16 protein-coding genes, 2 tRNA genes and 1 pseudogene are annotated in these 20,999 nt (G+C 43.1%); 5 read left to right on the top strand and 14 right to left on the bottom strand.

Features of this window, described 5'->3' with window-relative positions:
* Positions 1–20 precede the first annotated feature (20 nt).
* The 5 genes from folE to B7725_RS02870 form a co-directional block, all read right to left on the bottom strand.
* Positions 21–575: a GTP cyclohydrolase I FolE gene (gene folE / locus B7725_RS02890; protein WP_000380931.1), complete on the bottom strand. Its 555-nt coding sequence runs from the start codon at positions 573–575 to the stop codon at positions 21–23.
* Positions 556–1,878: a bifunctional folylpolyglutamate synthase/dihydrofolate synthase gene (locus B7725_RS02885; protein WP_084874474.1), complete on the bottom strand. Its 1,323-nt coding sequence runs from the start codon at positions 1,876–1,878 to the stop codon at positions 556–558. Before B7725_RS02885 ends, folE begins: the two co-directional genes overlap by 20 nt.
* 1 nt (position 1,879) lies before the next feature.
* Positions 1,880–2,854, bottom strand: coding sequence for a dihydropteroate synthase (folP, locus tag B7725_RS02880; protein ID WP_162279000.1), 975 nt, complete (start codon positions 2,852–2,854; stop codon positions 1,880–1,882).
* A 75-nt stretch (positions 2,855–2,929) separates the two neighbouring features.
* On the bottom strand, positions 2,930–3,637 hold the full coding sequence (locus tag B7725_RS02875) for a CPBP family intramembrane glutamic endopeptidase (RefSeq protein WP_084874471.1): 708 nt from the start codon (positions 3,635–3,637) through the stop codon (positions 2,930–2,932).
* Positions 3,638–3,690: 53 nt separating this feature from the next.
* Positions 3,691–5,109 carry an NCS2 family permease gene (locus tag B7725_RS02870; protein WP_000359305.1) on the bottom strand — a complete coding sequence of 473 codons (1,419 nt, stop codon included), beginning with the start codon at positions 5,107–5,109 and terminating at the stop codon, positions 3,691–3,693.
* A gap of 189 nt (positions 5,110–5,298) precedes the next feature.
* Here B7725_RS02870 and B7725_RS02865 point away from each other — a divergent pair, with 189 nt between their 5' ends.
* The 4 genes from B7725_RS02865 to B7725_RS02850 all read left to right on the top strand — a co-directional run bounded on the left by B7725_RS02865 (position 5,299) and on the right by B7725_RS02850 (position 9,194).
* Complete coding sequence (locus B7725_RS02865) at positions 5,299–6,111, top strand: Cof-type HAD-IIB family hydrolase (protein ID WP_084874469.1); 813 nt, start codon at positions 5,299–5,301, stop codon at positions 6,109–6,111.
* A 280-nt stretch (positions 6,112–6,391) separates the two neighbouring features.
* On the top strand, positions 6,392–7,381 hold the full coding sequence (locus tag B7725_RS02860; RefSeq protein WP_000021989.1) for a PTS sugar transporter subunit IIB: 990 nt from the start codon (positions 6,392–6,394) through the stop codon (positions 7,379–7,381).
* A 74-nt stretch (positions 7,382–7,455) separates the two neighbouring features.
* Entirely contained in the window at positions 7,456–8,268 is an 813-nt protein-coding gene (locus B7725_RS02855) for a PTS mannose/fructose/sorbose transporter subunit IIC (protein WP_009730710.1), read from the top strand.
* A gap of 14 nt (positions 8,269–8,282) precedes the next feature.
* Positions 8,283–9,194 (top strand): PTS system mannose/fructose/sorbose family transporter subunit IID, encoded by a 912-nt coding sequence (locus B7725_RS02850; protein ID WP_000818319.1) that lies wholly within the window; start codon positions 8,283–8,285, stop codon positions 9,192–9,194.
* 61 nt (positions 9,195–9,255) lie between these two features.
* Here B7725_RS02850 and B7725_RS02845 read toward each other — a convergent pair whose 3' ends face one another.
* From B7725_RS02845 to B7725_RS02815, 7 genes are all read right to left on the bottom strand, one after another.
* Complete coding sequence (locus tag B7725_RS02845) at positions 9,256–11,484, bottom strand: HAD-IC family P-type ATPase (protein WP_084874468.1); 2,229 nt, start codon at positions 11,482–11,484, stop codon at positions 9,256–9,258.
* A gap of 165 nt (positions 11,485–11,649) precedes the next feature.
* Complete coding sequence (pepC, locus tag B7725_RS02840; protein WP_084874466.1) at positions 11,650–12,984, bottom strand: aminopeptidase C; 1,335 nt, start codon at positions 12,982–12,984, stop codon at positions 11,650–11,652.
* A gap of 110 nt (positions 12,985–13,094) precedes the next feature.
* A complete protein-coding gene (locus tag B7725_RS02830; protein ID WP_084874462.1) occupies positions 13,095–13,817 on the bottom strand; it encodes a pseudouridine synthase in 723 nt (240 codons plus the stop codon).
* Between the two features lie 72 nt (positions 13,818–13,889).
* Positions 13,890–14,120, bottom strand: a complete 231-nt coding sequence (locus B7725_RS02825) for a GlsB/YeaQ/YmgE family stress response membrane protein (RefSeq protein WP_084874461.1) — start codon at positions 14,118–14,120, stop codon at positions 13,890–13,892.
* 9 nt (positions 14,121–14,129) lie between these two features.
* On the bottom strand, positions 14,130–15,371 hold the full coding sequence (locus tag B7725_RS02820; RefSeq protein WP_084874459.1) for an aminopeptidase: 1,242 nt from the start codon (positions 15,369–15,371) through the stop codon (positions 14,130–14,132).
* Between the two features lie 21 nt (positions 15,372–15,392).
* Complete coding sequence (locus B7725_RS09975) at positions 15,393–15,545, bottom strand: hypothetical protein (protein WP_061409820.1); 153 nt, start codon at positions 15,543–15,545, stop codon at positions 15,393–15,395.
* Positions 15,546–15,564: 19 nt separating this feature from the next.
* Positions 15,565–19,956 carry a PolC-type DNA polymerase III gene (locus tag B7725_RS02815; RefSeq protein ID WP_084874457.1) on the bottom strand — a complete coding sequence of 1,464 codons (4,392 nt, stop codon included), beginning with the start codon at positions 19,954–19,956 and terminating at the stop codon, positions 15,565–15,567.
* Between the two features lie 231 nt (positions 19,957–20,187).
* On the opposite strand from B7725_RS02815, the pseudogene B7725_RS02810 reads away from it, so the two are divergent.
* A pseudogene (locus B7725_RS02810) lies at positions 20,188–20,672 on the top strand (transposase family protein); the annotation flags it as partial.
* 166 nt (positions 20,673–20,838) lie between these two features.
* Here the strand turns inward: B7725_RS02810 and B7725_RS02805 are convergent.
* Positions 20,839–20,912, bottom strand: a tRNA-Pro gene (locus tag B7725_RS02805).
* A gap of 15 nt (positions 20,913–20,927) precedes the next feature.
* A tRNA-Arg gene (locus tag B7725_RS02800) sits at positions 20,928–20,999 on the bottom strand.

Genomic DNA, 20,999 nt, shown 5'->3' with positions numbered 1-20,999 from the left:
CCGCATGAAGCGGATTCTTTTTATAGTCCCATTAAACGATAAGCCTGGTCTCGGAGGTCTTTATCTGTTTCAAATAGACCACGAGCTACTGTCGTCAAGGTTGCAGTGCCTGGTTTTCTGACACCACGCATGCTCATACACATATGTTCTGCTTCAATAACAACAAAGGCTCCCTTAGCCCCCAGATAGTCCATCAAGGCATCGGCCACTTCAATATTCAACCGTTCTTGAATCTGTGGTTTTTTAGAATAAACTTCAACCGTACGTGCTAGCTTGGACAAGCCTGCCACACGGCCATCTGGAATGTAGGCAATGTGGGCTCTACCATAAAATGGCAAAAAGTGGTGCTCACACATAGTATGGAAAAAGATATCCTTTTCCACTACCATATTATCGTCGATAATCTCAAAGGATTTTGACAGGTGTTCCTCAGCAGTTTGGCCAAGACCTGAAAAAATCTCTTGGTACATACGGGCTACACGAGCAGGTGTTTCCTGCAAGCCCTCGCGGTTAGCGTCCTCACCAACAGCCTCGATAATCATTTTTACAGCCGTTTCAATCTTTTGTGTATCCATTCTCGTTCTTCCTCTCCATCAGATAGGCTCTCACTTGGCTCAAGAAATACAAAGAACCTGTGACAATCCTAACTGTTTTTTTCTCTTCATTTTTATCTGTCAATTTCTGCTCTAGAAAATCCTGCCAACTTTGGTAATTGAGATTTCTAGACTTAGCAGCCTCTTTCAGCACCTTCTCATCAGTCGCCCGACTATCATCAAAATGGGTTAAAGTCAATTGACTATCTGGCACCGTTTCTAGCAAGTCCAGCATATCCTCCAAAGCCTTGGTTTTGATGCAGGTAAAAAGGATTTCCTTATGATAATCCGCAAAGCGTTCTTGCAAGGTTGCTAATAAGGCCTTGATAGCATGGGGATTGTGGGCCCCATCCAAAAACAGCAAGGGGGCACTAGACACGACCTCCAAACGCCCTGGCCATCTGGTTTCTTTCAAAGCTTGAGCAACCAAGTCATTACTTGCTAACTCCCGCCCAGTCTCCTGGCAATAAGTGTCTAGGAGGGCAAGCGCCATCCCCGCATTTTCTATCTGGTGCAAACCAAGCAGACCTGTTTGAAAGCGACCTTGTCTGACAGAACTGGTATAGTCAAAGATTTCACCCGCTACCACGCTTTTTTGATGACGAACCTGGTAATCACTTCCATAGGCAAGTCTAGGTGCATTTTTAGCTTCTGCAATAGGGTCGATCACAGTCAAGGCTTCAGGAACAATATGACCTGTCACCAAGGGAATGCCTTGTTTGATAATACCTGCCTTCTGCTCTGCTATGGCTTCCAAGGTGTCACCAAGTAGGGCTACATGGTCCAGTCCAATGGTTGTAATTCCTGTCAAAATTGGTTGACAGACATTGGTACTATCCAAAAGACCACCCATACCGACTTCCATGATGGCTACATCTACTTGTTCTGAGGCAAAGTAATCATAGGCAAGGGCTGTGATAATCTCAAACTCGGTTGTTCCTTGTAATGCAACGCTCCTCTCCCCCTCAAGCAAAGAGCGATAAACTGCCATGAGGGCCTCCAGCCTCGCTTCTGGGATGGATTCCCCATTGATGCTAATCTGGTCTGTATAATGAATGAGATAGGGCGAGCTGAACACACCAACTCTTAGACCTAGCTTTTCCAGCATCTTTTTCAAAAAAGCAATTGTAGACCCCTTGCCATTGGTCCCTCCGATATGGATGACCTTAAGTTTGAGATGGGGATTGCCTCGTAAAGCTAGGAGTTCCACCATTCGTTCCAAACCGAAATGCGGTTGGTCCGTCCGGTAGTGGGCAATCCATTGATTGTTTTGAATTTCGTTCATCTTATTTATATTGTTTTAAATCTAGATTTTCCGCATCTTCTGCCAATCGAATAGCAGAGGCAATTTCAACTGCCATCCTATGACTGGCTACATCGTGCACGCGCACTACTTCGACACCCTGTCTCACAGCGATACTGGTCACATGAGCAGAAGCCGTGTCCCGATTACGGAAACCAAGTTCTGTCTCAGGATTGACTTCAAAACCATTTTCTTCCAGGATATTGATAACAAATCGCTTACGCGAAATTCCAAGAAAGATTGGATAGCCTTGCTGGTGTAGTTTATCCAGATCCCGTAGAAGGAGCAGATTTTCTTTCTTGGTCAGACCAAAGCCAATTCCTGGATCCAGCAAAATATTTTCTCTTGCAATCCCAGATTGATCCGCTCTCGCTAGAGCTCGTTCAAAGAAAGCCTTCATCAGGTCTTCGATTGGCATTTTTTCAAAGTCAGCTAACTCTTCCTCTGTAAAGGCTTGCCCAAAACCAAAATGAGGAAAGATGAGCGAACTAGGATGCTGAGGACGAGCCATAACTGGATTAAACATGATAACCACCTTCGCTCCAGCCTTAGCAACCACATCCGCCATTTTCTCATCTCCCATGAGACCAGTGATATCATTGACCAAATTGGCACCAGCAGCCAAGGCAGCTTCTGCCACCTGACTTTTCCAAGTATCGATGGAAATGAGAACATCACTTTTCTCACGGATAGCTTTAATCACTGGAACAACACGCTGGATTTCCTCTTCTATCTCAACATAGCTACTGCCCGGTCGAGTCGATTCTCCACCGATATCTAGCATGCTCGCTCCTTCTGCTATCAATTTACGAGCTTGCTGGAGCGCCTGGTCAAGAGCAAAAAATTGACCGCCATCCGAAAATGAGTCTGGGGTTACATTGATAATGCCGCAAATGGCTGTTTTTACGTGGTTGACTTTATTGGACATAACGGTTACTCCCTTAAGGTTCTTTACCATATTATCTCTCTATTTTACCATAAAAAGAAAAAGATGGACACGCTAGTATTCATCTTTTCCAAGTAGGTCAATGGCTTAGAATGATAGGCCTAGATTTCTACTAATCAATACCAATAAGGCCAACAAACAAAATGCAATACCATTGAGAATCATATGAAGCAAAATGGACATCTCCAAACGCTCAGTCTTATAGGCTGTCCAAGTCAAAACTGTTGACATCCCTCCATAAATAATCACAGAAGGCAGATTGGTTGGCGTATGGAGCAAGGCAAAGACGATTGCACCAACAATAAAACCTAGTTTTTCTTTTCCACGGAAAATCTTTTGGGGAATAATCCCACGACATAAAATTTCCTCACAAATCGGAGCAACCAATACAATCAAGAAGAAGGTAGAAATCAAGGAACTATTCTGAACCAAACCATTAAGCGTTGATTGATTACTCGTCGTTGTTTCATTCATCATGCGAAGCAAAGCTGAGCCCAACAAATTAGTAGCAAAGATTACTAGATAACTCAATACCAAGCGAGCTAGGTCCTTAGCTTTAAAAAAGGATAGATTAAAAGTAGCAAGCTTTGTTTTCCGCGCACCAATGATAAATACCACCAAAACGACAATAGACAAGGCACCAACTAAGAGTCCTGACTGCAAAAGCGGAAATTGTCTAGAAGTCAACCAAGCGGATAACCCTAAAGGAAATTGTGATAGGACAAAAGCTGCTAAAAGGATGAGGATCCACTTCCCTCTGTCCCAAACCTCTCGCCAGATCGTCTTTTCTTTCATGATATACCTCCTTATAGTAAGAAGGGGGGGCCCCTTTCTTACTATTATATCATTTAAAGCGCCATACTGATATAGTTAAGGATAAACAAGGCATCCAAAATCCAAATCATCGCGTGCACATCCTTGGCTTGACCTTTGACAACTTTTGTTAACGTATAAGTCAAGAAACCAACTGCAATCCCTTGTGTGATAGAGTAGCTGAATCCCATGAAGATAGACGTAAAGAAGGCAGGGACAGCTTCAGCCATATCATCCCAATGGATGTTTTTCAAGCTACCGAGCATCATAATCCCAACGATAATCAAAATTGGAGCCGTCGCAGCTGATGGAACAATTGCCAAAAGTGGACTAAAGAAACTTGAAATTGCAAAACAAACCGCAACCACCAAGGCTGTCAAACCAGTACGTCCACCCGCACCGATACCCGCTGCAGACTCAACATAGGTTGTCACGTTTGAAGTACCTGCGATGGCACCAATTGAAGTACCAATCAAGTCAGAGTAAAGAGCCTTATCCAACTTATCTGATTGGTGATTTTCACCATTTGTCGCTACGATACCGACTTTTTCACCTGTACCAATCAAGGTACCAATTGTGTCAAAAATATCTGTCAACGAGAAGGCCAGAATAGCCATAAGTGTTTCCGGTAGACGAGCAGTGTCTGAGATTAAAGCACCCAATCCTTGTGAGCCAAGTGCTGCACCAAAGATTGTCTTCAAATCTTCAAAGGCTGCACCTACATGGTTATTAGAAAAATCAATGCTTGATACATCAACCAAACCAACAGCGATAGCAAGAACTGTCGTTGTTAAGATAGAAAGAATGATTCCTCCCTTGATTCCCTTAATAACAAAGAAAATCGTAATAGCCAAACCTGCAATAGCCACTAAAACAGCCGGATTATTAAAGCTAACCAGACCTGGAACTGCTGAAGAGTTTGCTGTAATGGCTGCTTGGGCCTTATCAGCACCCTCACCAGCAACTGTATAACTTCCTGGATCAATAGAGAATTTCAAAAGACCAGCATTCTTAATCCCTACATAGGCAAGGAAGACACCGATACCTGCTGAAATAGCCGAACGAAGCGCATTGGGAATGGATTCAATAATCATTTTACGAACATTTGTTAAGGTAATGATTAGCGAAATAATCCCACAGATAAAGACCATAGCCAAGGCTTCTTGCCATGAATAACCAAGCCCAAATACGACTGTAAAGGTAAAGAAGGCATTGAGTCCCATACCTGGCGCTTGAGCGTATGGCAGGTTCGCATAGAAGGCCATCATCAGGGTACCAGCTACTGCACCAATAATCGTTGCTAGGAAGACACCTTGAGCAGGCATCCCTGTCTGCGCAAGCATTTGTGGGTTTACAAAGAGAATGTAACTCATTGCAAAGAAAGTTGTTAAACCAGCGAGAACCTCCGTACGAACGTCCGTCCCGTTCTCTTTTAGTTTAAATAGTTTATCCATTATGAATCTCCTTTTGTTTTTTACGAACAATATCAATATTATACCACTTATCATTCACCTTTTCAACATGTTTATTTGGTTTATTTACCAAATTGGAACAATTTTTGTTTTTTATCTCGAGTCTGCTTTTCTTTTTTCTTTTTGATATAATAGTAGACATCTTATCTGGAAACGACTAGGAAGGTTCATATGACTAAAAAAATTATCGCAGTCGATTTGGACGGAACCCTGCTTAATAGCGAAAGCAAGCTCTCCGATTTTACCAAAGAGACAATCAAAAAAATTTCAGAAAAAGGACACCATGTCATCATCACGACGGGGCGTCCGTATCGCATGGCAAAAGACTTCTACCGCGAACTAGAGCTACATACTCCTATGATTAACTTTAATGGTTCCCTCACCCATCTACCAGGACAGGCTTGGGAGCACGAAAGATGCTTAACCTTGGACAAAAAATATCTCCTAGATATGGTCAAACGTAAAGAGGATATTCAGGCCGACTTTATTGCAGGAGAATACCGTAAGAAATTTTACATTACAGCTCCGAATGAAGAAATTGCGGACCCTAAACTATTTGGCGTAGAGAACTTCCAACCGGAAAATCAATTCAAACCCGAACGAGTAACCAAGAATCCTAACTGCATTCTCTTGCAAACAAGGGTTGAGGACAAATACGCTCTAGCGGACGAGATGAATCGTTTTTATCAGCATCAACTAGCTATCAATACCTGGGGTGGCCCTCTCAACATCCTCGAATGTACTCCCAAGGGGGTAAACAAGGCCTTTGCTCTAGAGTACTTGCTCAATGTGATGAATCGTGATAAAAAAGACTTAATCGCCTTTGGTGATGAGCATAATGACACTGAAATGTTGGCATTTGCAGGCAAGGGGTATGCTATGAAAAACGCCAATCCTGCTCTTCTTCCATATGCAGACGAACAACTTCCTCTGACCAACGAAGAAGACGGGGTAGCCCACGCTTTACAAACTTTATTCCTATAAAAAAGAGGATTGCTATCCTGCAATCTTTCCTTTTATTTTCATTCCATTTTCATAAAGATCACTCATTTTCAGTATTTTTATATTAAATTTTCCATTGCTATTTTCATATATTTTTTAAAATTATTTATATATTAACATTTTGTAAGCCTATTTTCATTGAAAACTTTTACAATTTTCGAAAAAGTAGTTGATTTTTATATGAAAACGATTTATACTAGGTACGTCTGAGGTTTTTTAGGAAACCTATAAGTCAAACATTTTAAAAGGAGGAATGACAATAATGAGTATCGGAATCATTATTGCGAGCCACGGCGAATTTGCTGCGGGTATTCATCAGTCAGGATCTATGATCTTTGGTGAACAAGAAAAGGTTCAAGTTGTAACCTTTATGCCAAATGAAGGTCCAGATGATCTTTACGCTAAATTCAACAACGCTGTGGCTGCATTTGACGCAGAAGATGAGGTTCTAGTATTGGCTGACCTTTGGAGTGGATCTCCATTCAACCAAGCTAGTCGCGTGATGGGAGAAAATCCTGAGCGTAAGTTTGCCATCATCACAGGGCTTAACTTGCCGATGTTGATCCAAGCCTATACTGAGCGCCTTATGGATGCTACTGCAGGTGTGGATAAAGTCGCTGCGAATATCATTAAAGAAGCCAAAGATGGCATCAAGGCTCTTCCAGAAGAGCTTAACCCAGTTGAGGAAGGGGCTAGTGCTGCGGCTGCTCCAGTTGCCCAAGCTGCTATTCCAGAAGGAACTGTTATCGGAGACGGTAAATTGAAAATCAATCTTGCCCGTCTTGACACACGTCTTCTTCACGGACAAGTCGCAACTGCTTGGACACCAGATTCAAAAGCAGATCGTATCATCGTTGCTTCAGATAACGTTGCAAACGACGAATTGCGTAAAGAATTGATCAAACAAGCAGCTCCTAACGGAGTAAAAGCCAACGTTGTCCCAATCAAAAAATTGATTGAGGTTGCAAAAGATCCTCGTTTTGGTAACACACATGCTCTTATCTTGTTTGAAACACCTCAAGATGCCCTTCGTGCCATCGAAGGTGGCGTGCCAATCAAGACCCTTAACGTTGGTTCTATGGCCCACTCAACAGGTAAAACAATGATCAATAACGTCTTGTCTATGGACAAAGATGATGTTGCAACATTTGAAAAAATGCGTGACCTCGGTGTTGAATTTGATGTACGTAAAGTACCAAACGACACGAAAAAAGATTTGTTTGACTTGATTAAGAAAGCAAACGTCCAATAATTTTAATCTGTTTTATCATTTTTGAAAACAGGATTAAATACTTTATTAAAACTAAATAGAAAAGGAATAAAACCATGTCAGATATTTCAATCATTTCTGCTATCTTGGTTGTAGTTGTTGCCTTCCTTGCAGGTCTTGAAGGTATCCTCGACCAATTCCAATTCCATCAACCAATCGTCGCATGTACCCTTATCGGACTTGCAACTGGTAACCTCGAAGCAGGTGTTATGCTTGGTGGATCTCTTCAAATGATCGCCCTCGGTTGGGCAAACATCGGAGCTGCCGTAGCTCCTGACGCTGCTCTTGCATCTGTTGCTGCAGCAATCATCTTGATCAAAGGTGGTAACTTTACTACTGAAGGTATCGCCGTCGCAACAGCCACAGCTATCCCTCTTGCCGTAGCTGGACTTTTCTTGACAATGATTGTTCGTACAATCTCAGTTGCCTTGGTTCACTCAGCTGACGCAGCTGCAAAAGAAGGAAACATTGCAGCTGTTGAACGCGCTCACTACTTTGCTCTTGTTCTTCAAGGTCTTCGTATCGCGATTCCAGCAGCCTTCCTTATCGCTATCCCAGCTTCTGCTGTTAAAGACGCTCTTGGTCTAATGCCAGAATGGTTGAATGGTGGTATGGCTGTTGGTGGTGCTATGGTCGTTGCCGTTGGTTACGCTATGGTTATCAACATGATGGCAACTCGTGAAGTATGGCCATTCTTCGCTATCGGTTTCGCTCTTGCAGCGATTTCTCAATTGACTTTGATTGCCCTTGGTGTCATCGGTGTTGCCCTTGCCTTCATCTACCTTAACCTTTCAAAACAAGGTGGAAACGGTGGCGGCGGAGCTGCGACTTCTAACGACCCAATCGGTGATATCCTAGAAGACTACTAGAAAGGGGAACAATCATGGCTGAAAAAATTCAATTATCAAAATCAGATCGTCAAAAAGTTTGGTGGCGTTCACAATTCCTTCAAGGTTCTTGGAACTATGAACGTATGCAAAACTTGGGTTGGGCTTACTCACTAATCCCAGCTATCAAAAAATTGTACACTAAAAAAGAAGACCAAGCGGCTGCTCTTGAGCGTCACCTTGAGTTCTTCAACACTCACCCATACGTAGCTGCTCCAATCATGGGGGTTACTCTTGCACTTGAAGAAGAGCGCGCTAACGGTGTTGAGATCGATGACGCGGCTATCCAAGGGGTTAAGATCGGTATGATGGGACCTCTTGCTGGTATCGGTGACCCAGTATTCTGGTTTACAGTTCGTCCTATCCTTGGAGCCCTCGGTGCATCACTTGCTGCATCTGGTAACATTGTTGGTCCTCTTCTCTTCTTCTTTGGATGGAATGCTATCCGTATGGCCTTCCTATGGTACACACAAGAGTTCGGTTACAAAGCTGGATCTGAAATCACTAAAGACATGTCTGGTGGTATCTTGAAAGACATCACTAAAGGGGCATCTATCCTTGGTATGTTCATCCTTGCCGTTCTTGTACAACGTTGGGTATCTATCAACTTTACTGTGAACCTTCCAGGTAAACAATTGGCTGAAGGTGCCTACATCAACTTCCCAGAAGGACCTGTAACAGGTGGAGAATTGAAGGGAATTCTTGGTCAGGCTCTTAGTGGTTTGAGCTTGGATAGCGTTCAACCACAAACACTTCAAGGTCAGTTGAACTCATTGATCCCAGGATTGATGGGACTTCTCCTTACTTTCCTCTGCATGTGGTTGCTTAAGAAAAAAGTATCACCAATCGCAATCATCCTTGCTCTCTTTGCAGTAGGTATTGCAGCTCGTTTCTTCGGTATCATGTAATCCAAGCAATTGAGGATATAGATAAAAAAGAATCAGGATTAAACCTGATTCTTTTTGTGTATCAACTTTTTTTCCTAGTAAGATAATGAAAGCACCCAATCACCACTGCTAGGATGGCAACATAGAGAAGCTGTTGGGTTTCTAAAGGCACAAACGCTCCTTGCAGGATAAAAGTATTGGCAAGTACGCCAACAAGGGCTGCAAGGCTCAACAGTGTGAGCAAGACTAGTTTGTATCGATTAAATGGCAGACTGACCTTGGCAACTAGACACAGACCATTGATCAGGGCAAGGAGGAAGCAAATAAATTTGACCTGACCTGGGACAGTGATAAAGAAGTTAGTCAGGAGAACACTAGCAACCAGAATGCCACCACCAATCGCAGCATTGGTCAAAATATCTCGCATAAAATGTGTGCTAACCTTTTCTTTATTGGACTCAAAAGTTAGGAAAAAAGATGGAATCCCAATCGTAATGGCTGAAATGATTGTAAACTGAATGGGGATAAAGGCGAATTCCAAACCAAATACCACACTCAAAATTGCAAACACGATGGAGAAGAAGGTCTTTGTTAGAAATAGAGAGGCTACCTTTTGGATGTTATTGATGACCCGGCGTCCTTCCATCAAGATATCATAAAATACTGCAAAGTCATCAGTGAGAAAAACAATATTGGACACACTTTTGGCTGCACTAGTAGCACCATTCATAGCAAAACTGATATCTGCTTTCTTGAGAGCCAGAACATCATTGACCCCGTCACCACTCATGGCAACTGTCTTACCCGCATTTTGCAAAATAGATACCATCTTTTGCTTCTGTTCAGGTGTCACACGTCCAAAGATATCGTGTTCCAAGACCACTCTTTCAAAGTCCTCATCACTCACCTTGGTCATATCAATCGTACGGGCTTCTTCCTTAAAACCTGCCTTACGAGCCACCCCATATACAGCCACATGATTATCACCACTGATAATCTTCACTTCAACACCTTGAGATTCGAAATAGTCAAAGGTTTCCTTGGTATTGTCCTTAATCTCATCTGACAAAACGACGTGTCCTAGTAATTCCATATTGGCTGGACTCGTGATTTGGTCCTTACTATGAGCAAGGGACAAAATTCGAAAACCTTGCTGTTTCAGATGCTCATAGTAGGCATCCATCGGCTGGGTAAAGCCTAGAAATTCATAGGCTCCGAAGAAATAGGTCCCACCATCTTTTACTTGGACAAAGGAATACTTGTTTTTGCTTGAAAAGGCACCGACTTCTTGAACTTCCCACTTTTTCTCACAGGTTAAGTAAGTCTTCAGAGCTCGGGAAGTTGCATTTTCATCTTCGAAATAAGCCAAATAAGAAGACAGTTTCTCTGCTACATTAGCATCCATTTCTTGGACCTTCATATTCCCCGTCGTGATAGTTCCTGTCTTATCAAAACAAAGAACATCTACTCGCGCCAAGGTCTCTACACAGTATAGCTCCTGCACTAGAACCTTCTTTTTAGCCAACTTCATGGCTGCTACCGCTAGGGAGACGCTAACCAAGAGAATCAAGCCCTCTGGAATCATGCCGACCAAGGCACCTGAACTTCCCAAGACAATTTCAACATAAGACCGTCCTAGACTAAAACCTCTGACATAGAGCAGAATGGCAACTGGCACCAGCAAGATAGAAACGATTTTTAAAATCTTATCCATATAATCGCGCAGTTGAGAAGGGTATTTTTTGAATTCCTTGCTGGATTTTGCGAGCTTATTGATATAACTATCGGGACCCACAGCTGTCGCCGTGACCAGACAAGTACCGCTGACGACATTGCTTCCGCTCATCAGCTTATCACCAACCGTTTTAAAGACTGAATCACTCTCACCAGTCAGTAAAGACTCATCCACTTCAATATTCCCTTCAAGGACTTCTGCATCGACAGGCACCTGATCACCCAGATTGAGATGCAGATACTCCCCTAGAACGATGTCCTCCGGATCAATCTCAATCGTTTGACCATCTCGATTGACTTTGTACTTACTTTTACCAAGCAAACTCAGCTTTTCTAAGGCATTTTTTGAACGCACTTCTTGGAAAATCCCGATGGCTGTATTGATGGCAATCACACCTAAAAAGAGCATGTTCTCAAATCGCAAGGTTGTGGCTACCAGAACTGCCAGAGCCAAGTTCATGGCATTAAAGAAGGTAAAGATATTTGAAACGACTATTTCCTTGGTTGTTTTATAGGGTTTAATGTCACTGATGTTTCGTTGACGATCCTTGATATCTTGACTACTTAAATACTTCATTTCTACTCCGATATCCTTTTGTACTACTATAGTAACACATATCTTTTTCTCTGTCACTTAAAGACTCAAAATAAGAAGAACTCACTTGGCAAGCATCATCTATCGCAACTTTAAGAAGGACTAAAAAAAGAAGCTAGGATTCCCCTAACCTCTTTTCTTTATACTTTATTCTGCCAAGGCACCCATTGGATCCCATGGTGCTAACACAATTGGTTCTGCTTCATATGCGGCTTGTTCTTCTGCTGTCAGCAATTCCTTACGGACAACGATTTGGTAAGTGTATTCATCCATCCAAGCATCTGAGGCAACGAAGTAACCATCTGTACCGACCTTGTCTCCCCAAGAGTTCTCAACCTTCCACTTAGTTGACTTGCCGTTTTCATCCAAATCCACACCTGTCAAGACCATGGCGTGGGTCATCAAGCTTTCGCTGTAGTCCAAGCGTCCAGCCTTGTCTTGAGTGAGTTTAATATCCATGCTTGATTCAAAGTCATAAACATCTGTCGCAAGGATTCCAGCTTTACGGTTGCTGAGTTGGCCGACATCTGAACCAAACCAAACAGTTTCTCCTGTCTGCATTTGGGCAATCGCTAATTCCTTCAAGCGCTCCATTGGAACGTTGATGTAGCGAACTGCACGGCTACCGACGACATTTCCTAACATCTCAACTGTGTAAGATTTGCCATAAGGTTTATCAGCAGTTGGAGCATTGATAACAGAAACGTAGTCTTCTAGAGGAAGGTCAACATATTTTTTGTAAAATTCTTGTGGTGTAATGCCCTTTTCACTTTGGTAGTTATCATCCTTGTCACGATAAGCAAAGTCAAATTTACGTGGTGGAAGCCCTAGTGACATAGCAAGGAAGTTAAAGATTTCTTGCAAAAGCTCTTCTTTCTTGGCTTGAACAGTCGCTTGATCTGCACCAGAAGCCAACAAATCACGCAAGATTTGAGCATCTTGGCGAAGCAATTTGTTGAGGATAGCATTTAGCTCACGGCTGTTGCTAGATGAGATAGACTCAGGGTAAACAGACTTGGGTACGACACCGTATTTCTCAAAGAGGGACACTACCATATCCCACTGACCACCGTCTTGTTGGGGTGTTTGGAGTAGGAAGCTAACCTTGCGACTCGTCAATTCTTGGTCTGCAGTCGCAATGACTTGCTCCAAGAACCAGTTTGATTTCTCATACTTGTCCCAGAAGAAGGTGTGGGCCTGAGACAATTCAAAGTTCTCTAATTTGTACTGAGAGATGAGTTTGTGGCGGAAGGTGTTGAGAGCTGCGAACATCCAGCAACGACCAGACGCTTTCTGGTTGGTCACCTTGTCCTTGGTCAAATCAAGCGAGAAAACAGGTGTATTGTCAACATGGCTTTGACGACGCTCCAGGGCTGCAAAAATTCCGTTGTGACTGGCAGCATTTTCAATCGCTTGGTATTTGACATTTGCTTCATAGTTAGCAAATAATTTATCTGTAAATGATTCTTGAATCGCGTTCATAGATTCCTCCTTTTATTCTACTGTCTATTATAACTCTTTTCACAAAGGAAGCAACTGAAAAACGAAAAAGGTAAGGACATTCTCCCTCACCTTTTCTAACATAATCCAAACTAAGCAATACTAGCAAGGAGATTCTCTAACTCCTCCTTGGTCAAGCGACGCCATTCTCCTCGTTCTAAGTTCTCATCCAAAACTAGAGTCCCCATCGTCAAACGTTGCAAGTCCACGACTTCCTTGCCACAGTAGGCTACCATGCGTTTAACCTGATGAAACTTCCCTTCTGCTATGGTCACCCGAACCTGGCTCTCATCCTTATCTGAATCCACTGACAAAATCACCAGTTTGCCCGGCTGGCAAGTAAAATCCTTAAGCGGAATGCCCTTGGAAAATGTTTCCACATCTTCTTGGATCATAATCCCCTTGACTTGAGCCAAGTAAGTTTTATCCACATGACGTTTAGGCGAAAGCAACGCATGGGCCAGCTGACCATCATTGGTCAAGAGCAAAAGACCATGGGTATCAATATCTAAACGACCGATAGGAAAAACTTCCTTGGCGCGAGCATAGTCATCTAACAAGTCTAAAACAGTTCTATGCTTGGGATCTTCAGTCGCCGAAATGACTCCTTGGGGCTTGTTCATCATGTAGTAAACAAACTCCTCGTACTCTAGCACTTGACCGTCAAAACGAATTTGGTCTCTTTCTTCGTCAATTTGCAGTTTAGCTGACTTTTCCTTTTTGCCATTTACCGTCACGCGCCCAGCCTTGAGCAAGTTTTTTACCTCTGTCCGACTTCCCACAGCGCAGGCAACTAAAAATTTATCTAATCTCATAGAACTATTATATCATACTCAAAAGGAGGCTGGCTCAATGACCAACCTCCTTTTCTTTTCAGATTTAGGAACTTAACTTCCTCGTCTCCAGAAAATAGCTAAGACAAGCATAGCTCCTAAAATAGCTGGGATAATAGCTGTTCCTGCTAGGATTGGACCCCAAGTTCCAAAGAGCAAGTGGCCCAAAAAGGCACCAATCCAGCCGAGAAATATTTTTCCAAAGCATCCCATGCTCTCTCCACGATTGGTCAAAGCACCCGCCAAGAGTCCCACTAGGAGACCAACAAACATACTTCCAAGCATAGCTTCTCCTTAAATTGCCCAATCTCCATTACGGAAGAGTGGTACGCGTGTTCCATCCTCACGGATACCATCGATATCCATTTGACTCGAACCAATCATGAAGTCCACGTGAACATCTGATTGGTTAAGACCTGCTGCTTCAAGCTCTTCTTCGCTCATCTCTGCCCCTCCAACAACGCTGGTCGCATAGGCTGCACCGATAGCCAAGTGGTTTGAAGCATTCTCATCGAAAAGGGTGTTGAAGAAGGTAATGCCTGACTGTGAAATTGGACTTGGATCTGGTACCAAGGCACATTCACCCAAGGCACGTGCGCCCGCATTTTCAAAGACAAGGTCTTTCATGACCTGATCACCCTTCTCAGCAGTGATATCTACGATTTGACCATCCTTGAAGGTTACTTTAATCCCTTCGATGATATTTCCATTATAGCTAAGTGGTTTTGTAGAAGTGACATAGCCATCTGCACGACGGAAGTCAGGGGCAGTGAAAACTTCCTCTGTCGGCATATTTGGCAAGAATTCTTCGCCCTGTGCATTGATAGCACCAGCTGATTCCCAAACGTGGTTCTTAGGCAAGCCAAGTGTCAAATCTGTCCCTGGCGCTGTATAGTGAAGAGCTGAGAATTGCTCCTTATTAAGCATATCTGCCTTACTCTTAAGAATGGCAGCGTGTTCTTCCCAAGCCTTAACAGGATCGTCTTCGTAGACACGGCAAGTTTTGAAGATTTGATCCCAAAGGAGATCGACTGCTTCTTCATCGCTCGTAGCATTTGGAAAGACCTTCTTAGCCCACTCGAGTCCAGCAGCGGCAGCCACTGTCCAGCTAACCTTGTTAGACTGAGTTGCAATACGCATTGGCTTCATAGCGAGTCCCATCGCTTTAGCAGAAGCTGAAAGCTTGTCAGCGTCCACACCGTTCAAGGCACCTGGGTCAGAAGAACGGACACCAAGACGGCTAGCCTTGTTCTCCAAGAGATAGTTCATCTCAGCAATCTTGTATTCTGGCACATTGTTCAGACGCTCTATCGGCGCGTGGAGGAATTTCTCACGGTTGATCACATCATCTGTCCACTGAACAATAACCTCATGCGCACCCAAGACATAAGCTTCTTTCACGATCAAATGTGCCAACTCACGTTGCTCCACATCGATAGAAAGAGCCAAGGTGTGACCAGGTTGCACATTAATTCCGTTTGCAACCAACAATTTAGCATATTTTTCTAGATTTTCTTTAAAATTTGGTAAAACCATTTTGTTTTCTCTTTTCTATTGTTATTTCTCTTTAAACAAGGACAACAGGCTAACCGCTGCCACAGTGCCGCAAATCAAAGCGGTCATTCTCAAAATCGTATCAGGGTCAAGATCCAGCTGGTAATCAAACACCTTTTGCGCTGGCTTATCCTGAGCAGAAATAGTAAGTTTCATAAAAACCTCTTTCTATATTTTAGAAAAACTCATCAAACAAACTCAATTGGTTATCCTCTGGCATATTGCCGAGAATCCCCATTTCATCCATCTTTTCAACCAAAGTTGATGAGAGGCCACCGCGTTTGCGCAATTCTGTTTTAGAGAGGAATTCTCCCTCTTCACGCGCTCGAACTAACTGCTTGGCAACGTTCTCTCCCAGACCATCCATTGCTACAAATGGCGGAATGAGGGTATCCCCATCGATGAGGAACTCTGTCGCCTGACTACGGTAGAGATCGAGTTTTCCAAACTTGAAACCACGCTCCCACATCTCATTGACAATCTCAAGAGTGGTATAGAGGTCAATTTCCACATTAGAAGCTTCATTGTTCTTCCGTTTTTCAGAGATTTCTTCCATTCTGCGCTTGATAGCATCCAAGCCTGCACCCATAGTCTTGATATCAAAAGCCTTAGCGCGGATTGAGAAGTAAGCACAGTAATAATAAATGGGATGGTGAACCTTGAAGTAGGCTACGCGAAGGGCCATCATAACGTAGGCTGCCGCATGGGCTTTAGGGAACATGTACTTAATTTTCCCGCAGGACTCTATATACCACTCTGGTACCTTATTGGCCTTCATGGCTTCGATGTAGCCATTTCGCTCCTCCTCGGAAATCTTCAACCACAAGCCTTTACGCACCCGTTCCATGATGGTAAAGGCCATCTTAGGTTCAAGACCAGCATGCATGAGGTAAACCATGATGTCGTCCCGACAACCGATAACGGTTGATAGGTCCGCAATCCCTTGCTTGATCAGATCCTGGGCATTGCCCAACCACACATCGGTACCATGGGACAGTCCTGAGAGCTGAAGCAATTCCGCAAAGGTTGTCGGATGGGTTTCATCGACCATCCCACGTACGAAGTTAGTTCCAAACTCTGGAATTCCCAGCATACCTGTCGCCGTTCCGATTTGCTCCGGCGTCACGCCAAGCACATCCGTACCAGAAAAGAGGGCCATCACGCCTTCATCATCCATAGGGATTTCATTAGGATCAATACCAGATAAGTCCTGAAGTTTGCGAATCATGGTCGGATCATCATGCCCCAGTACATCAAGTTTGAGGACGTTCTCATCGATATCGTGGAAGTTAAAGTGAGTGGTCTGCCATTCAGCCGTCACGTCATCTGCTGGATACTGGACAGGCGTAAAATCGTAGACGTCCATGTAGTTAGGAATAACAACGATCCCCCCCGGGTGTTGTCCTGTTGTTCGCTTGACACCAGCCGCACCTTGAGCGAGGCGTTCCACCTCCGCATCACGATAAAATTTGCCATAGTCACGCTCGTAACCCTTGACAAAGCCATAGGCGGTCTTAGCAGCAACTGTACCAACCGTTCCTGCACGAAAGGCATACTCTGAACCAAAGATATCACGCACATCCAAGTGAGCACTAGGTTGGTCTTCTCCCGAGAAATTCAAGTCAATATCGGGAACCTTATCTCCATCAAAACCAAGGAAGGTTTCAAAGGGAATATCCTGCCCATTTTTGCTGAGTTTGTGACCGCAGTTTGGACAGTCCTTATTGGGCATATCAAAACCTGAACCGTAAGAACCATCGGTGATAAACTCACTGTACTGACACTGACCACAGACATAGTGAGGAGAGAGGGGATTGACCTCTGTAATTCCAATCATGGTCGCAACAAAACTGGACCCAACAGACCCACGAGAACCAACCAAGTATCCCCGTTCATTGGAACGTTGCACCAGCATCTGCGATGCCAGATAAATCACGGCAAATCCATTCCCCAGAATCGAAGTCAATTCCTTTTCAATCCGCAAATCAACGATATCTGGCAGAGGATTTCCATAAATCTCAAAGGCCTTCTTGTAGGTCAACTCAGCAACCGTTTCTTCAGCCTTGTCGATGAAAGGCGTGTACAAGTCACCCTTAACAACCTCAACAGGTTCAAAGATATCTGCCAAGGCATTGGTGTTTTCAATAACCAGTTTACGAGCCAGTCCCTCTCCCAAGAATGCAAATTCATCCAACATCTCATTAGTCGTTCGAAAATGAGCTTTGGGAAGAGGAGCTGGTTGGGCATGTTCACCGTGACCAATGGTTCGGTTAATCATAGCACCCTGCCCCAAACTACGGACGATAATTTCACGGTAAATCTCTTCTTCCGGTTCGATATAGTGGACATTTCCCGTAGCTAGAACAGGCTTACCAAGACGGTCTCCGACCTCTATCAAACTCTTGATAATGGTCTGGAGTTCTGCCATATCCTTGACTTGCTCCTTAGCAATCAATGGCGCATAGATAGCTGGTGGCATGACCTCGATAAAGTCATAATACTTAGCCACCTCAACCGCCGCATCCACACCTTGGGAAACAACTGCGTCAAAAACTTCACCCTCGGAGCAAGCCGACCCCAAAATCAAGCCCTCCCGATGGGCATCTAGAACCGTTCTCGGAATCCGTGGTACTCCTTCAAAGTACTTGGTATTGGACAAAGAAACCAGTTTAAAGATATTTTTTAGACCTACCTGATTCTTGACATAAATAGTCGCATGCTTGATCCGAGCTTTTTTATAAGAATCTGGACTAATCAAATCAATGTTTAGTCTAGCTAGGTCGGTCACACTATGTTTTTCTGCTACCTCTTTGATAAAGATGAAAAGCAGACGACCAGTAGCTTCCGCATCGTAATTAGCCATGTGGTGGTGTTCAAGTGCTACACCAAAACGCTTAGTCAAAGGTCCCAAACCATGGCGTTTATACTCAGGATAGAGATTTCTAGCAAACTCCAGCGTATCGATAACTGGCTGGCTAATCTTAGGCAGACCATGACGCTCATAGTTGGCATTCATAAAGCCAACGTCAAAGGTAGCATTGTGGGCGACTAAGACTGTATCCTTGCAAAATTCTTGGAATTCTTGCAAAACTTGTTCTAGTGGTTTGGCATTTTTGACATAATCATCTGTAATTCCAGTCAATTCTGTGGTAAAGGCTGACAAGGGGTGACCTGGGTTGATAAATTCATCAAATTCGGCAATAACATTCCCCTTATACATCTTAGAGGCCGCAACCTGAATCAAGTCATTATAGATGGCTGATAGACCCGTCGTTTCCACGTCAAAAACCACATAGGTAGCTTCTGACAAGTCCATCTCCACTTCGTTATAAACGATAGGAACGCGGTCTTCAACGATATTGGCTTCCATTCCATAGATTAGCTGGATTCCCGCTTTCTTGGCTGCCTTATAGCCATGTGGGAAGGACTGAACATTGCCATGGTCCGTGATGGCAACCGCCTTATGTCCCCACTTAGCCGCTGTCTCAACGATTTTTTCTACCTCTGGTAGAGCATCCATAGTCGACATGTTAGTATGAGCATGAAACTCAACCCGACGCTCACCTTCTGGCATGAGATCCTTTCTTTCATGATGCACCACTTCCTGCACATCCTGCACGTTCATAGTCAAATCGCGTGTGAAGTTATTCATCTCTACATTCCCACGAACACGAAGCCAGGAATTTTTCTTAATGATGTCAAACTTCTGAGCCTCTTCTTCGTTCTTAACCCACTTTTGCATCGAAAAACTTGAAGTATAGTCGGTCATTTTAAAGTTGATCAAAACGCGCCCTGTTCTGGTCACTTTTTGCTCCACATCAAAAACAACCCCTTCAAAGACCAGACGATTTTCCTCAGTCGTGACATCAATCATCTGGGTCACTTCAGCCTTATCCAATTTTGGCTTAGTCGCAGCTTTTTTAGCCTGAAAATCGAAGGCTGGTTTCTCTTCTACCGGTAGAGGAGCCATTTGTTCCAGTTGTTCCATAGCACGTAAAGCTTCTTCGTTGGCAGCTTGAACGATCTGCTCATTCTCCGTATGGAAGGCTTCCTCCTGCTCCTGCGTAAGAGCATCATTCTTTTCGATTTGGAAGACAAAAGCTGGAAAACCAAATTTTTCAAGTTGCTTTGTTAAATTAGGAAGATGATTTTTCTTAAAGTGTTCCTTATCAATCACCTCTGAACCTTCAATAAAGAGCTGATTTCCCTCTGCACGAACTTGCAAATTCTGATAAAGCGACTTAAACCCTTGGCTAGCACATGGACCTTCAGAAAAAGCCTCCTTATAGTAGGCCTGCAAGAGTTGATTTGAAAAATCTTGAGAAAGAGCCTTGATTTCAAAAACAGCTTGATTCCCTGTCTTAGAAAATTCTTCACTCAGCCCTTTCTTTAACTCTAAAAAGATTTCAATCGGTAAAATATTAGAAAATACAAAATGAAACTCCCAAACCTTACTAATTTTATGAACCACGACACGCTCAATGCTTGCATCAATAAGAGCAGGATCCTGTTTCAGTTGATCAGAAATTCCTAGTTGATTCATTAAAATTTCAAACTTACTTGACATTCATTTTCCTCACATTATTCTCTTACTATTTTACCATAATTAAAGAAAATATATAGCTGATGTCATTTGTTAAACTCTTTTATATTCCTCTTATTTCTTTCTTAAAAATAACTCTATAATTCTGTAGTGGGTAAATCCCCTATGGATATTATGGAGCCTCTTTTGTTGTAGAAAAAAAGTCCCATAAGATTTATAATGAAAAGCGACCAAACCATCATTAGAAAGAATCATATGGAACCATTACATTTTATCACAAAACTACTAGATATTAAAGACCCTAATATCCAGATTGTATCGTTAATATGAATACCTACAAGGAAGTCATCGCTAAACTGGACTACGACGCCCCATCTTGTCCTGATTGCGGAAATCAAATGAAGAAATATGACTTCCAAAAACCTTCCAAAATTCCTTACCTTGAAACAACTGGTATGCCTACTAGAATTCTCCTTAGAAAGCGACGTTTTAAGTGTTATCAGTGTTCGAAAATAGCGGTCGCCGAAACCTCTCTCGTCAAGAAAAATCACCGAATCGCGACCATCGTCAACCAGAAAATCACTCAAAAATTAATCGAGAAAGTCCCTATGACAGCTATTGCAGAAAGTCTATCTGTCTCAACTTCGACAGTCATTCGTAAATTGAAAGAATTCAAATTCAAGACAGATTTATCTTTTCTTCCAACCCACATGTCTTGGGATGAATACAGCTTCAAGAAATGATTTTCATAACTCCGAACATCAAAAAAGAAAGGACGAAATTCGTCCTTTCTCGATCTTAGCTGACTTCAACCCACTACAGTTGACAAAGAGCCACAAAAAAGAAGATTCTCAGAATCTCCTTAACATATATAAAAAAGATACCCTTAAGTATCCTCGTAATCGATCGGGAAGACAGGATTCGAACCTGCGACACCTTGGTCCCAAACCAAGTACTCTACCAAGCTGAGCTACTTCCCGCGTTAAATAAAAAAATGCACCCTAGAGGAGTCGAACCTCTAACCGCCTGATTCGTAGTCAGGTACTCTATCCAGTTGAGCTAAGGGT

The organism is Streptococcus oralis subsp. tigurinus (assembly GCF_002096275.1).
Classification (GTDB): Bacteria; Bacillota; Bacilli; order Lactobacillales; family Streptococcaceae; genus Streptococcus; species Streptococcus oralis_CN.
The sequence above is the reverse complement of the archived record's forward strand: the minus strand, read 5'-3'. Positions and strand labels throughout refer to the sequence as shown.